13 protein-coding genes are annotated in these 14,062 nt (G+C 59.9%); 3 read left to right on the forward strand and 10 right to left on the reverse strand.

The window, feature by feature from the left end; genetic code table 11:
• Positions 1-77 precede the first annotated feature (77 nt).
• The 6 genes from pepN to AB4P92_RS03365 are packed head-to-tail and all read right to left on the reverse strand — an operon-like array spanning position 78 to position 6,595.
• Positions 78-2,735 carry an aminopeptidase N gene (pepN, locus tag AB4P92_RS03340; protein WP_395598862.1) on the reverse strand — a complete coding sequence of 886 codons (2,658 nt, stop codon included), beginning with the start codon at positions 2,733-2,735 and terminating at the stop codon, positions 78-80.
• A gap of 10 nt (positions 2,736-2,745) precedes the next feature.
• On the reverse strand, positions 2,746-3,576 hold the full coding sequence (locus AB4P92_RS03345) for a DUF2797 domain-containing protein (RefSeq protein ID WP_047300760.1): 831 nt from the start codon (positions 3,574-3,576) through the stop codon (positions 2,746-2,748).
• On the reverse strand, positions 3,573-3,833 hold the full coding sequence (locus AB4P92_RS03350) for a YeaC family protein (RefSeq protein ID WP_042558818.1): 261 nt from the start codon (positions 3,831-3,833) through the stop codon (positions 3,573-3,575). Before AB4P92_RS03350 ends, AB4P92_RS03345 begins: the two co-directional genes overlap by 4 nt.
• Positions 3,834-3,867: 34 nt before the next feature.
• On the reverse strand, positions 3,868-4,737 hold the full coding sequence (locus AB4P92_RS03355; protein ID WP_042558817.1) for a rhomboid family intramembrane serine protease: 870 nt from the start codon (positions 4,735-4,737) through the stop codon (positions 3,868-3,870).
• Positions 4,734-5,708, reverse strand: coding sequence for a metallophosphoesterase (locus AB4P92_RS03360; protein ID WP_390896401.1), 975 nt, complete (start codon positions 5,706-5,708; stop codon positions 4,734-4,736). Before AB4P92_RS03360 ends, AB4P92_RS03355 begins: the two co-directional genes overlap by 4 nt.
• Positions 5,705-6,595, reverse strand: coding sequence for an NAD(+) kinase (locus AB4P92_RS03365; protein WP_042558815.1), 891 nt, complete (start codon positions 6,593-6,595; stop codon positions 5,705-5,707). The genes AB4P92_RS03360 and AB4P92_RS03365 overlap by 4 nt, the downstream gene beginning before the upstream one ends.
• Positions 6,596-6,710: 115 nt before the next feature.
• Between AB4P92_RS03365 and AB4P92_RS03370 the strand changes: the two genes are divergently transcribed.
• Positions 6,711-7,661: a DUF1853 family protein gene (locus AB4P92_RS03370; RefSeq protein WP_395598863.1), complete on the forward strand. Its 951-nt coding sequence runs from the start codon at positions 6,711-6,713 to the stop codon at positions 7,659-7,661.
• A gap of 108 nt (positions 7,662-7,769) precedes the next feature.
• Here AB4P92_RS03370 and AB4P92_RS03375 read toward each other — a convergent pair whose 3' ends face one another.
• Both AB4P92_RS03375 and AB4P92_RS03380 read right to left on the reverse strand, forming a co-directional pair.
• Positions 7,770-9,053, reverse strand: coding sequence for an arsenic transporter (locus tag AB4P92_RS03375; RefSeq protein WP_042558813.1), 1,284 nt, complete (start codon positions 9,051-9,053; stop codon positions 7,770-7,772).
• Between the two features lie 153 nt (positions 9,054-9,206).
• Positions 9,207-9,764: an NADPH-dependent FMN reductase gene (locus AB4P92_RS03380; protein ID WP_042558812.1), complete on the reverse strand. Its 558-nt coding sequence runs from the start codon at positions 9,762-9,764 to the stop codon at positions 9,207-9,209.
• 181 nt (positions 9,765-9,945) lie between these two features.
• On the opposite strand from AB4P92_RS03380, the gene AB4P92_RS03385 reads away from it, so the two are divergent.
• Both AB4P92_RS03385 and AB4P92_RS03390 read left to right on the forward strand, forming a co-directional pair.
• Positions 9,946-10,182 (forward strand): hypothetical protein, encoded by a 237-nt coding sequence (locus AB4P92_RS03385; RefSeq protein ID WP_042558811.1) that lies wholly within the window; start codon positions 9,946-9,948, stop codon positions 10,180-10,182.
• Between the two features lie 85 nt (positions 10,183-10,267).
• Positions 10,268-11,161, forward strand: a complete 894-nt coding sequence (locus AB4P92_RS03390; protein WP_395598864.1) for a LysR family transcriptional regulator — start codon at positions 10,268-10,270, stop codon at positions 11,159-11,161.
• Here AB4P92_RS03390 and AB4P92_RS03395 read toward each other — a convergent pair.
• Positions 11,127-11,741 (reverse strand): GNAT family N-acetyltransferase, encoded by a 615-nt coding sequence (locus AB4P92_RS03395; RefSeq protein WP_047300753.1) that lies wholly within the window; start codon positions 11,739-11,741, stop codon positions 11,127-11,129. The genes AB4P92_RS03390 and AB4P92_RS03395 overlap by 35 nt on opposite strands.
• A 14-nt stretch (positions 11,742-11,755) precedes the next feature.
• Positions 11,756-14,011: an Orn/Lys/Arg decarboxylase N-terminal domain-containing protein gene (locus AB4P92_RS03400; protein WP_042558808.1), complete on the reverse strand. Its 2,256-nt coding sequence runs from the start codon at positions 14,009-14,011 to the stop codon at positions 11,756-11,758.
• Positions 14,012-14,062: the final 51 nt, after the last annotated feature.

Consider the following 14,062-nt stretch of genomic DNA (forward strand, 5'->3'; position numbering starts at 1 on the left):
GATCAGATCAAAAGATCGCAGCGTGCCGCAGCTCCTACAGGGTTTTGTGTTTGCCGAAGATATTGATTAGGCGAGCATTACGCCAGGCTCTTGCTCACCACCTCATACACATCACTGGACAGCGACCCCGAAGCCAGAATCCGCTCCAGTTCGCCTTTCATCAACGCCTGACGGGCGCTGTCGTATTTGCGCCAGCGCGTCAGCGGTGCCAGTTGGCGCGAAGCGATTTGTGGGTTGAAGCCATTCAGCTCGATCACCAGATCCGCGAGGAAGCGATAACCGGAGCCATCCGCCGCGTGGAAGTTGATCAGGTTCTGCCCGGCAAAAGCCCCCACCAGCGCACGCACCTTGTTCGGGTTCTTGATGTTGAACGCCGGGTGCTGCATCAGCGCTTTTACCCGCGCAAGACCGCCCGGCAACGTGCTGCCGGCCTGCACGCTGAACCACTGATCCATGACCAGCGGATTGTCCTTGAAGTGCTCGGCGAAACTCGCCAGCGCCAGGTCCTTCTGCTCATCAAACGGCGAGTTGACCAACACTGCCAGCGCGGTCAGGCGCTCGGTCATGTTGTCGGCCGTTTCGAACTGCTCCAGCGCCGCTGCCAGCACTTCCGGCTTGCCGCTGAGCATCAGGTACGACAGCGCGATGTTCTGCAGCGCACGACGGGCAAAGTGTTCGGCCTCGGCCACGTACGGGGTTTTCTTCGACAGGTCGCGGTTGGCCTGATAACGCAGCCACAGCGCCTCGAACAACCCTTCAGCCAGTTGCTTGCGGGCAAACTCACGCGCGCTATGGATGGCATCAACGTCTGCGACTTCGCTGATTTCGGTGAGGTACGCCTCACCCGGCAGCGAGAGCATCTCGGCAACCATCGCCTGATCCAGCGATTCATCGGACAGCACCGTGCGCAGTGCCGACACCAGACGCGGGTCGAGCTTCAGGCTTTCGCCCTTCTGCTGCTGGCCGATCAGTTCTTGCAGCACCTGTACCGACAGTTGCTGACCGGCATCCCAGCGGTTGAAACCGTCGCTGTCGTGCTGCATCAGGAACATCAGTTGATCGCGGTTGTACGGGAAGCTCAGTTTCACCGGCGCCGAGAAACCGCGCAGCAAGGATGGCAGCGGCTGTTCAGCGATATCGACGAAGGTGAACGTCTGCTCAGCCTCGGTCACCGAAATCACGCGGGTGGTGCCTTGGGCCGACGCTTCGCCGCTCAGACGCAGGGCAATCTCATTGCCTTTGCTGTCGAGCAGGCCCAATTCAACCGGGATCACGAACGGCAGTTTTTCCACCTTGTCCGGGGTTTCCGGGCAGCTTTGGCGGAAGGTCAGGCTGTAGGTTTTCGCCGCAGCATCGTAAGACTCGCTCACTGCCAGACGCGGCGTGCCGGCCTGGCTGTACCAGCGTTTGAACTGGGTCAGATCAACACCGTTGGCGTCTTCCATGGCCTTGATGAAGTCATCGCAGGTCACGGCTTGGCCATCGTGACGGTCGAAGTACAGATCGCTGCCTTTGCGGAAGCCTTCGGCACCCAACAGGGTGTGGATCATGCCGACCACTTCCGAACCCTTTTCGTACACGGTCAGGGTGTAGAAGTTGGAAATCTCGATGAAGCTGTCCGGGCGCACGGCGTGGGCCATCGGGCCGGCGTCTTCGGCAAACTGGTGGGTGCGCAGGTAGGCGACATCCTGAATGCGCTTGACCGTGGCCGAGTTCATGTCGGCGGAGAAGCCCGAATCGCGGAATACGGTGAAGCCTTCCTTGAGCGACAGCTGGAACCAGTCGCGGCAGGTCACGCGGTTGCCCGACCAGTTGTGGAAGTATTCGTGGGCGACGATCGCTTCGACCCGCTGGTGTGCGGCATCGGTGGCGGTTTCGGCACGGGCCAGCACGGCGCTGGAGTTGAAGATGTTGAGACCCTTGTTCTCCATGGCGCCCATGTTGAAGTCATTCACGGCGACGATCATGAAGATGTCCAGATCGTACTCGCGACCATAGACCTCTTCGTCCCAGCGCATCGACTTCTTCAGGCTGTTCATGGCGTGCTGGCATTTGTCGATGTTTTCCGGTTCGACGTAGATGCGCAGCGCGACTTCGCGCTCGGTCATGGTGGTGAAGGTGTCTTCAACGCACCACAAGTCACCGGCCACCAGCGCGAACAGATACGCCGGTTTCATGAACGGATCTTCCCACGTTGCCCAGTGCCGGCCGTCTTCGCCTGGCCCCGAGGCAATCGGGTTGCCGTTGGACAGCAGCACCGGATAGCTGTGCTGTTCGGCCACCACGGTGGTGGTGAACTTGCTCATCACGTCCGGGCGGTCGAGGTAATAGGTGATTTTGCGGAAGCCTTCGGCCTCGCATTGGGTGCAGAACATCGCGCCGGACTTGTACAGGCCTTCCAGCGCAGTGTTGGTTTCCGGGTGGATCCTGACGCTGGTGTCGACCGTGAAGGTTTCGCTGGTCGGCTGCAGGATCAGGTTGTTTTCGCTGAGCTGATAAGCGTCGGCACTCAGTTCCTGATCGGACAGCGTCACCGACAGCAGTTCCAGTTGCTGGCCATCAAGCACCAGCGGCGGCAGGCCCGCGCCACGCGCCGGGTTGCGGCGCATCACCAGTTGCGCATGGACCAGGCTGTGGTCCTCGAACAACTCGAAGGTCAGGTGCGTTTCGTCAATCAGGTACTCGGGCGCCTGATAGTCCTTGAGGTAAATCATCTTCGGTTGTTCGGTGCGCATGCTGGAATCCTTATTGATGCACGGCGAGCTGATAAGCCGTGTACTTGCGAATATTGATCACGCCGGTGTCGAAGATCAGGTACTGGCCCTTGATTCCCAGCAGCGTGCCTTCGGCAATGGGGTTCTTGTCCAGGTTGAAGCTGACGATTTTGGCCGGGTATTGCTCGACCGGATAGCGGATTTCGAGAGGTTCTACATCGGCAATCGTCTGAATGGCTTGTAGGCCGAATCGCTCTTGCAAGCCTTGCAGACCTTCGGCGCAGCTTTCAAACAACTGATCACGCACCTGCGCCAGATCCACAGACACCGCATCGCCCTTGAGCAGCGCACGCCAGTTGGTTTTGTCCGCCACCTGACTGCGGAACAAGTCTTCAACGAAGCCCGACTGCTGCCGCGTGGACACACGCATGATGGGCAATGCCTGACTGGCGCCCTGATCAAGCCAGCGCGTCGGCAATTGGGTAGCACGGGTAATGCCGACCTTAATGCCCGAGGAATTGGCCAGATAGACCACGTGGTCGGTCATGCAAAACTGCTGGCCCCACACCGGATCCCGGCAGGTGCCCGCATCAAAGTGGCAACGCTCCGGGCTCATGATGCACAGATCGCACTGCGCCAGTTTGGTCATGCACGGGTAGCAATACCCCTGGCTGAAACTGGTTTTGGTCTTGCGCCCGCAATGGGTGCAGTGGATCGCCCCCAGATACTCCAGACGCACCGTCGTGCCGATCAACGGATTGACCGGCACCTCGACGTCATCCAGACGAAACGCATATTGCACGTTCGGCCCGTCAAGGCGCGCCGACATTTTGCTGATTGCACCGCGGCCAATCTCAATCAATGGATGGCATCCGACTTGAACAGGATGTTCGGCACTTCGATCGACTTCGACGCACATTCTTGCGGGCCCATGTAACCGGTGCGCTGATCTTCAGGCAGGTTCTGGATTTCCCAGGCGATCATTGCCTGCAACGACAACTCGCGCTGTTCGGCGGTGAGCTTGCCACCGTCGGCCCACTTGCCGATTTCCACGGCCAGTTTCAGGCTCTCGTAGATGTCCGGGGTGATGTTCTTGATCATGTCGTTAAAAGAGGACATCTGGGTCTCCGTGCTCTTTATCTACAAACTAAAATTAGATGGCCAGTTTACGGCGGTTATACAAACCACCCAACAAACCGGTGAAGCATCCGATGAGTAACCCGCTGACATGCGCGGCGTTGGCGATTTCGCCGAAACCGATCATCGAGATCAGCCCGGACATGCACACCACCAGCCACACCAGCATCATCACCAACACGCCGCGCGGCAGGCGATAAGCCGGGTTCGGCGCCAGCAACTGGAAGATCCAGCAATGCCCGAGCAAGCCGTAAAGCACGCCGGACAGGCCGCCGAACAGGGTCGCGCCGCTCCAGACAAATTGCGCGTAGTTGGAAACGAGGCTGAACAATAAGGTCAGGCCGATCAGGTTGATGCTGCCCTGACGCGACTCAATGCGCCGCCCCAGCTCCCAGTACCACATGCCATTCATGGCCAGGTGCAGGATGCCAAAGTGAATCAGCATCGGCGTGACCAGACGCCACCACTGCCCCGCCGCGAGGCTGTCGGCCAATGGTGTGAAGTGGATGTACTCGCCGATCACGCGAAAATCGAGAAAGGTCAGCCAGCGAAGGGTTTCAAGATTTTCGCCGAGGAAGGTCAGGCCGCCGACGATCAGGCTCAGCAGCAGGATGAACCCGGTAGCCTTGGCATGCTTCAGTTGCTCGACAAACCCGGGGCGCTTGAAAGTCTGCGCAACCGGGATATCCAGCTGCTGATCGGGATCGCCCGCCGGAAAACGCTCGTACAGCGAACGCACGTCGTCGCTGATCTCCGCAGGTGCCCACAGCACCTGTTCGCCCGCCTCTTCACTGACTCGATGGGGCACTTGCATGCGTTGCAACAGCGTGACGAAACCGCTCAGATCCACCGCCAAGGGCAGACGCAATACCGCTACCGAACTCATTGCAGCACCTCCGGCCGCTCGACATCGACCCAGACAAATTTATGCGGATCCAGACGCGTTTCCTGATCCAGACGATAGGCGACGAGTTTGCCGTAGAGCACCGCGCTGTAATCCAGACACGCGAGGTTCGGGCGGATCGGCGCCGGTTTGCCGCTGCGCCAGTAGTGGCCGACGAACAGCAATGGCTCATCGACACCGTAGCGCAGCAGGGAATTCTTTTCCGTTGAAGTCAGCGGGGTTTGCGCCACCGGCTCCGGCAGTGCATCGGGCTGGAAGACAATGTCGCCGTAGGTTTTCGGATCGTCTTCCCAGAACTTGGTGCGGAAGAACGAACGCACCAGACCATCGCCACTGGTCATGGTCTGGCCGTCGGGCAGGCGCATGTCGGTACCGCGCAGCAAGCGGTCGAACACGGTGCAGGCGAAACTGCCCGGCACTGCCGAAGCCTGGAGGAAGTGTTCATCGATGCAGCCGTCGGGGAACAACGCGCGCAACGGCTCGATCAGGCCGGCATCCCAACAGGCATGCACCACGCGAAAACGTCCGGCATCAACGAACAGCGGCAGTTGATAGAACCACTGCTGGAAGTCATGCCAGTCGCCCGGATGATCTTCGAATTGCGTCAGGGTTTCATGCAGCAGGCGCGCATGGCGCGGCGTGTGTTCGCGCACAAACTGCTTGCCGCTGCCCGGTGGCGCCGGGGTGCTCCAGCCCAGAGCGTTGAATTCGTGGTTGCCCATGATGCACAAGGCCTGACCAGCCTCGACCATGTCGTGGACGATGTGCAGCGCCTCGCGAATCCGCGGGCCACGGTCGATGATGTCGCCGACGAACACGGCCATGCGCGATGGATGCCGCCAGACCCCGCCCTGCTTGTGATAGCCGAGGCGATCAAGCAAGTGTTCGAGGGTCAGCGCGCATCCGTGCACGTCACCAATCAAGTCATAACTGCGCGCGGGATCGAGCATCAGTCGCCTCCACCACCCAACTTGCTGCCCCAGCCGAGCTTGGTCCGGCAGACTTCGTAGTAGTTGTGGTCGAGCGGGTGAATCAGCCGCAGCTTTTGCGCTTTTTTGCTGACAGTGATGGTGTCGCCCGGCGCGCAGGTGAAGTGGTTCTGCCCGTCGCAGGAGACTTGCGGGTAGATCTGCATATCTTTGGACACGACGATTTTCAGCTCACTGTTGCCATCGACCACAATTGGCCTGCTGGACAACATATGGGGATACATCGGCACGATCACAATGGCGTCGAGCTTGGGATGCATGATCGGGCCACCGGCAGACAGCGCATACGCGGTGGAGCCGGTCGGTGTGGCGACGATCAGGCCGTCGGCCTTTTGGCTGCAGACGAACTGGCCATCGATGTACAGCTCGAACTCGATCATTCGCGTCGACTTGCCGGGGTGCAGCACCACATCGTTGAGCGCGTCGCCCTGTCCGATGGCCTCGCCGTGGCGGCGAACTTCGGCTTGCAGCAGAAACCGGTTTTCCACCAGGTAATGGCCGTCGAGTACTTTGGCGACTTCGACTTCCAGCTCATCCGGGCGAATGTCGGTGAGAAACCCGAGGCTGCCACGGTTGATCCCGAGCACCGGCGTATTGTGTTTGGCCAGCGCTCGGGCGGCGCCGAGCAGGCTGCCGTCGCCGCCGACAACGATGACCATGTCGCAGACTTCACCGAGCATCTTGCGCGACGAGGTTTGCAGGCCATGCCCTGGCAGGACTTCGGCGATGGTGTCTTCGAGGATCACATGCAGGTGACGATCGAGCAGAAACCGTTTCAGTCGGCGGACGGTATCCAGCACCTGAGAACTGCCCAGGCGACCGATGATGCCGATATTACGAAATTGCTCCATGGGACCTCTGCGGACAATCGAAAACGCGAAAAACCCGATTATGGGCGAAAGCCGCCGTTAGACAAAATCCTTTCAGCCTCAAGGGAGGGCGCGTGTTTAAGGCTATGCTCGCAAGATGATCCTATTTCCCGACCTGCTGCAGCTACCCCACCGATTACGCCATCCGCACGTGCGCGATCTGGCGTGGGTGATCCTCGCCCCGCCGATGCTCGCGACCACGCCGTGGCCGCAGCGCCATCCGCTGGCGGGCAGCGACTGGGTCAGCGATCCCGGGCGACTGGAGCAATGGCTGCGTCAGCTCGATCACGACAGCAGCGGTTTGCTGCACTGGTTGTCCCAGGCACGCACGCGGCGCCTGGGTTTGTATTACGAGCGACTGTGGCAGTTTGCCGTGCAGCACGCGCCAGGCATTGAGTTGATCGCGGCCAATCTGCCGATCCGGCGCCAGGGGCACACCCTTGGCGAGCTGGACATGCTGCTGCGTGATCGCGACGGCGTGCATCACCTGGAACTGGCGATCAAACTCTACCTCGGCCCGCAAAACGGCGACGGCCAGGATCCGGCGCAGTGGCTGGGGCCAGGTTGCCATGATCGACTGGATCGTAAACTGGCGCACTTGGCCGAACATCAACTGCCGATTTCGGCGCGCCCGGAAAGCCGTGAAACCCTGGCGGCACTGGATATCGAGGCCTTCAGTGCACAACTGTGGCTGGGCGGATATCTGCTGTACCCGTGGCCCGGCAAGTCGCAATCGCCGAATGGCGCGCATCCGCAGCATTTGCGTGGCAGTTGGTTGCATCAGAAAGACTGGCCGGCATTCCTGGCGCAGCGTCCGCCGGGACGTTGGCAACCCCTGCCCCGCCATGCCTGGCTGGCGCCAGCGCATTACCCGGCGGATCAGACCTGGAGCCGTGAGCATTTGCAGATGTGGCTCGAGGCGCTGGAACCCTTGGCGCCAGCGCAACTGATGGTGCGCCTGACCGAGAATGCGGGAGGGGAATGGGAAGAGGCGGAGCGGCTGTTTCTGGTGTCCGACCTTTGGCCGAATGTCCCCGGGCAACCCTGAGATCTGTGGTGTTCATACCGGCAACATCGCTGGCAAGCCAGCTCCCTCGGGTTCTTTGTGCACCGCGAATCCTGTGGGAGCCGGCTTGCCAGCGAACGGGTCAATCGGTCAAAGGGATAAGCGCAATGCCAACGCCGCCAACGTCACCAGCAACACCGGCACTGTCAGCACAATCCCCACCCGGAAGTAATACCCCCAGCCAATCCGGATTCCCTTGCGCTCCAGCACATGCAGCCACAGCAAAGTGGCCAGACTGCCAATCGGCGTGATCTTCGGCCCCAAGTCGCTGCCGATCACGTTGGCGTAGATCATCGCCTCCTTGACCACCCCGCTCGCCTGACTGGCATCAATCGACAAGAGCCCGATCAGCACCGTCGGCAGGTTGTTCATGATCGATGACAACAGCGCTGTCAGCACGCCGGTTCCGAACGCCGCGCCCCACACGCCATATCCGGCGAAACCATCGAGCCAGCCAGCCAGATACCCGGTCAACCCGGCATTGCGCAGGCCGTAGACCACCAGATACATGCCCAGCGAGAAAATCACGATCTGCCACGGCGCCTCTTTCATCACTTTGCGCGTGGAAATCTTGTGGCCACGGGCGGCGATCGCCAGCAGCAGCGCCGCGCAGACAGCGGAAATCGCGCTGATCGGAATGCCCAGCGGTTCCAGCGCGAAACAGCCGATCAGCAAAATCACCAACACCGCCCAACCGGCATAGAACGTGGCTTTGTCGTGGATCGCGGTTTCTGGACGCTCGAGCTGTTCGGGGTCGTAAGCCGCCGGAATATCGCGACGGAAAAACCACATCAGCATGCCCAGCGTCGCGGCCACACTGACGAAGTTCACCGGCACCATCACCGCCGCATAGCGGTTGAAGCCGATGTTGAAGAAGTCCGCCGAGACGATGTTGACCAGGTTCGACACCACCAGCGGCAGGCTTGCGGTGTCGGCGATAAACCCTGCACCCATGACGAACGCCAGGGTCGCTGCGGGCGAAAAACGCAGCGCCAGCAGCATGGAAATGACAATCGGCGTAAGAATCAACGCCGCTCCATCATTGGCGAACAGCGCCGACACCAGCGCGCCGAGCAGCACCATGAAGGCAAACAGCTTGCGCCCGCTGCCCCGCCCCCAGCGCGCCACGTGCAATGCGGCCCAATTGAAAAAACCGGCTTCGTCGAGCAGCAGACTGATAATGATCAGCGCGACAAAAGTGCCGGTGGCGTTCCAGATGATTTGCCACACCAGCGGGATATCACTCAGGTGCACGACCCCAAAGATCAGCGCCAACACCGCGCCCAACGTCGCACTCCAGCCGACACCTAGGCCTTTGGGTTGCCAGATCACAAGGGTAATGGTCAGTAAAAAAATCAGTGACGCAAAGAGCATTCGTAACAACCTTCAATGGGGGAAATAAGCCAATCCACAAAACCTGTGGGAGCGAGCTTGCTCGCGAAGAGGCCTTCAGCCACACATTATTGGTGATTGAAGGTCCGCCTTCGCGAGCAAGCTCGCTTCCACAGGGCTTCGGTTAAGAGGTCTTTACTTTTTGTGTTGCTCGACGAACTGGCCGTAGGCATCAATAAACTTTTGCAGGAACGGCTTCACCGACTCGCTCAATTTACCCGCCTCGTCAAATGCCGAGCCCGCGCCACCCAAATAGGCTTCCGGTTGCTGCATGCAGTGAACATCAAGAAACACAAACGACTGGCGCAGATGCTGGTTCGCGCCAAAACCACCGATTGCCCCCGGCGATACGCTCATCACCGCGCCCGGCTTGCCGCTCCAGGCGCTCTTGCCGTAAGGCCGCGAGCCGACATCGATGGCGTTCTTCAGCGGTGCCGGCACGGAACGGTTGTACTCCGGCGTCACAAACAACAACGCGTCGGATGAACCCACTTTTTCACGGAAAGTGCTGTAGGCTGCGGGCGGTGAATCACCGTCGATGTCTTCGTTGTACAGAGGCAGGTCGCCAATCTCGACAATCTCAAGCTTCAGGTTCGCCGGCGCCAGCTCAGCCAGTGCCAAAGCGACCTTGCGATTGATCGAAGCTTTACGCAGGCTACCAACCACTACTGCGACGTTGTAGACATTGCTCATGGAAACTCTCGACTGTCAGTGGGGGAGCCACTAGTTATAGATGATCCGATGACGATTTCACCAGCAGAGGAGGGAAATTCCCGCCTGCTGATTATTTTTTTCCTGTAGGAAAACTTACAGCACTTGATGACGGTCTACCAAGCCGCAAATCAAGCGTTTTATCTCCAGAGGTTCTAAGCAGATGGCAGCAGTACTCGTCGGTCAGTTCCATGCAAGAGATGCGGAAGGCCGCGTTTATTCCGTGCATGAGTTCCAGGAATCCACTCCGTCGGCGGACGGAATCACCGGCAAGGAGCCCGTCACCACTTACAAACTGGCGATTGGCGATCGCATCGAGAAACTTGATGACGCTGAATTCAAGCTGGTTCAGTCGGGCATTATCCTGACGCGCGAACCTGAGCCAATCGTCGCTTCATAAGCGTGCGTTATGAGCAGAAGTCATATGCGCAGACTTGGGGTAGGATTCGGCCTCTGACCCCACCTGCTGAACATGGACTTCACGCATGCGTTTACGCCATATCGAAGTGATTCAGGCGCTCTTGCAGACTGGTCACATGGGCACCGCCGCCGAATGGCTGCAGTTGCCGGTGACCGAAGTCGAAGAGCGTTTGCGTGAAGCCGAGAGTCAATTGGGGTTCATGCTGTTCGCCAGCGTTCGCGGGCGCCTGCAATCGACACCCGAGGCGCGGGCGTTGCAGGTGGAAATCGCGCACGTTTACGAAGCGCTGGAGCCGGTGCAACGCCTGGCCAGCAGCCTCAAGCAATACCTCGCACCGCCGCTGCGCATCATCGGCACCCCGCCGCTGGCGCAACAATTACTCCCGCACAGCCTGGCCGCCCTGCGTCGACGCCTGCCAGATGCACCGTGCAGCCTGCTCAGCGCGCCGACCCGCGACATCGTCCGCAGCTTGCTGCTGCGCGAAAGCGATCTCGGCTTGAGCCTGCATGATCCCGAACACCCCGACATTCATTGCCAGCCACTGGCCCAGAGCAAGCTGCAACTGCTCGCGCCGCATGGCTGGCTACAACCCAGACAAAAGTACATTTCCCTACAGGATCTGGCGGGCCAGGCGATGGTCGGACTCGAGGGTCAGGACCCGCTGAGCCCGGCGCTGGATAACAAACTCCAGGCCGTGCGCCCGGCGCCGAGTATCCAGACCCGCGTGCAAACCCACCAGATGATGCGCAGCATGGTCGAGGCTGGCGAAGGGCTGGCCATCGTCGACCCGTTTACCGCGCTCGGTGCACGTGCGACCGGGCTGGATGTCTGCCCGCTGTCGCCTGCCGTGCCGATCAGCCTCTACGCCCTGACCTTCAAACACGCCGCCCCCTCATCGGCGATTCAGACGTTACTGGCGATCATCACGGAACAAGCCGAGGCGATGTTGTCGAACTGAGCGGATTTTCCAGCGGGTTATCGAACAATCGATACCAGAACAGCGCCTCTTCGGCGGTGTTCGGATCAATACCGCGATAACGCAACTTGTCGACGCCGCCAATCACATACCCGCATCGCTCATACAGCCGACAGGCACCGAGGTTGTTGTTCTGGGTTTCGAGCATGATGCCCGGCAGCTTCTTCTTGCGACTCCAGAACTGCGCCACATCCAGCAATGCCTTGGCCACGCCATGGCGACGGGCCGGCGCGTGCACCGCCAGTTCATCGATATGGGCGAAGCCGTTCCAGTTGGTGCTGATCACCAGATGGCCCACTGGCTCATCATCGAGGTAGGCCATGAATATCGCGCTGTCGGCAGCTTTGTGAAAGCTGCTGAATTCCTCGGGATCAATACCATAGCACTTGCGGTACGGCACGATGGGCGTCACCCGCCACTGGTCGACGGGTTTGCCGATAACAGCGACACCATACGCCGCGACTTCAAAACTGAAGTCGCTGCCCCAGATATAAGGCGCAAAACCTTCATCGGCAACCCGCACCGACAGCCCTGGGTGTTTTGGATTCATGACCGGTTGCATGCTCGCGAAGCTCCTCATTCCTTGACGCAATCGACGGTGTAATGCCGCCCATTGCCTTCGTCTTCATGTTGCAGTCCATGTACATCGGCAACGAAACCCTGGAAGCTGCTATCGAACGTGCGGGCAAATTTCAGGTAATCGATGATCGAGCGAGTCGACTCGGTAAAGCGCTCACCCGGCATGATCAACGGAATGCCCGGCGGGTACGGCACCAGCATCACGGCGGCAATTCGTCCTTCCAGCTCATCGATCGGCACCGCCTCGACTTCACCGCGCACCAGATGATCGTATGCGTGGGCCGGCTTCATGGCGATTTCCGGCAGCACCGTGTACATGCGTTTGAGATGCCTGGCGGTGGCATTGCTGCGATAACAGGCGTGCAATTGATCGCACAAATCCCGCAGGCCCATGCCGCGATAGCGTGCGGTATCTTGCTGGGCGACACACGGCAGACACGTCGCCAGACTTACATTAGCGTCGTAACTGCGCTTGAACTCCAGCAACTCGGTGAGCAACGTGCTCCATTTGCCTTTGGTGATGCCCATGGAGAACAACACCAGAAACGAATACAGCCCGGTCTTCTCCACCACCAGCCCACGCTCCCAGAGGAACTTGCTGACCACCGCCGCCGGGATGCCCTTCTCGCTCAACGCGCCACCGGCGTTCAGGCCCGGCATCACCAGCGTGACCTTGATCGGATCGAGCAACACGTAATCGTCGCTGACCTCGCCGAAACCATGCCAGTCGGCGTCGGGCTTGAGCAGCCAGTCCTCGGTGTGGACGCGGTCGATGCCTTCGACACCCGGCGGCTGCCAGATCGAAAACCACCAGTCATCCGCCGCGATGTGCTGACGCAGATTGGCCAGCGCACGGCGAAAACTCAGGGCTTCGTCGAAGGTTTCCTGCAACAGCGAGCGCCCGGCCGGGCCTTCCATCATCGCCGAAGCCACGTCCAGCGAGGCGATGATGCTGTACTGCGGCGAGGTCGAGATGTGCATCATGAATGCTTCATTGAAACGATCACGATCCAGTTGCCGCGCGCCGCCGTCCTGCACATGAATCATCGAGGCCTGACTGAACGCCGCCAGCATCTTGTGAGTGGAATGGGTGGTAAACACCAGAGGGCTGTCTTCGCTGCGCGAAGTGTCCATGCCATAGCGCCCGGCGAAGAACTCGTGAAACGCCGCATAGGCGTACCAGGCCTCGTCGAAATGCAGTACTTCGACGCTGTTGCCCAGGCTTTGCTTGATCAGTTCGGCGTTGTAACAGAGCCCGTCGTAGGTCGAGTTGGTGACCACCGCCAGTTTCACTTTCGGCGCGCGCCCCTTGGTCAGCGGACTGGCGTCGATCTTGGCCTGGATCGATTCGCGGCTGAATTCGCTCAGCGGTATCGGGCCGATAATCCCCAGTTCATTACGCTCCGGGCACAGGTACAGCGGGATCGCGCCGGTCATGATGATCGCGTGCAGCACCGACTTGTGGCAGTTGCGATCCACCAACACCAGATCATCGCGAGCGACCATCGAATGCCAGACGATCTTGTTGGCGGTCGAAGTGCCGTTGATCACGAAAAAAGTGTGGTCGGCTCCGAAGTTGCGTGCTGCGCGGGCTTCCGCCTCGGCGAGCGGGCCGGTGTGATCGAGCAGCGAACCGAGTTCGGGCACCGACACTGACAAGTCGGAGCGCAGAGTGTTTTCACCGAAAAACTGATGAAACGCCTGCCCCACCGGACTCTTGTGATACGCCACGCCGCCGCCATGGCCGGGGGTGTGCCAGGAATAATTGGAGTCGGCGGTGTGTTGCACCAGCGCCTTGAAAAACGGTGGCAGCAAACCGTCGAGATACTTGCGCGCCGCCCGCGCCACTTGCCGGGCGAGAAACGGTACGGTGTCTTCGAACAGGTAAAGGATGCCGCGCAGTTGATTGAGCTCGGCCATGGCGTCGGCGGGGGCATTTTCCAGGGTGACTTGCTCGCCCAAGGCGAAGATCGGCAGATCCGGCGCCCGCACCCGTGCGAGGCTGATCAGTTCGGCCATGTTCTGCAAAAGATGCGAGTCGGTGCTGGCGTCCTCAGCGGCAATCAACACGCATGCCAGACCATGATGGGTCGAAGCCACCAGACGCCCTTCTGCGTAGTCGGTGGCCGAAACGATACTGAAACCTTCCTGCTCCAACTCCCGGGCAATGCCTCGGACACGATCGCCGGCGACCGTGTCGGCCCTGATATCACGATGGACAATCAACACCGGAAATTTCAAGTCTTTGTACATGAGGCTCAGAGTCCTGAGGCGGCGGATTCGAATCCGCCAATGCATTCAGGG

Origin of the sequence: Pseudomonas sp. A0308 (assembly GCF_044218815.1) — a bacterium.
In the GTDB taxonomy this organism is placed as follows: Bacteria; Pseudomonadota; Gammaproteobacteria; order Pseudomonadales; family Pseudomonadaceae; genus Aquipseudomonas; species Aquipseudomonas iridis.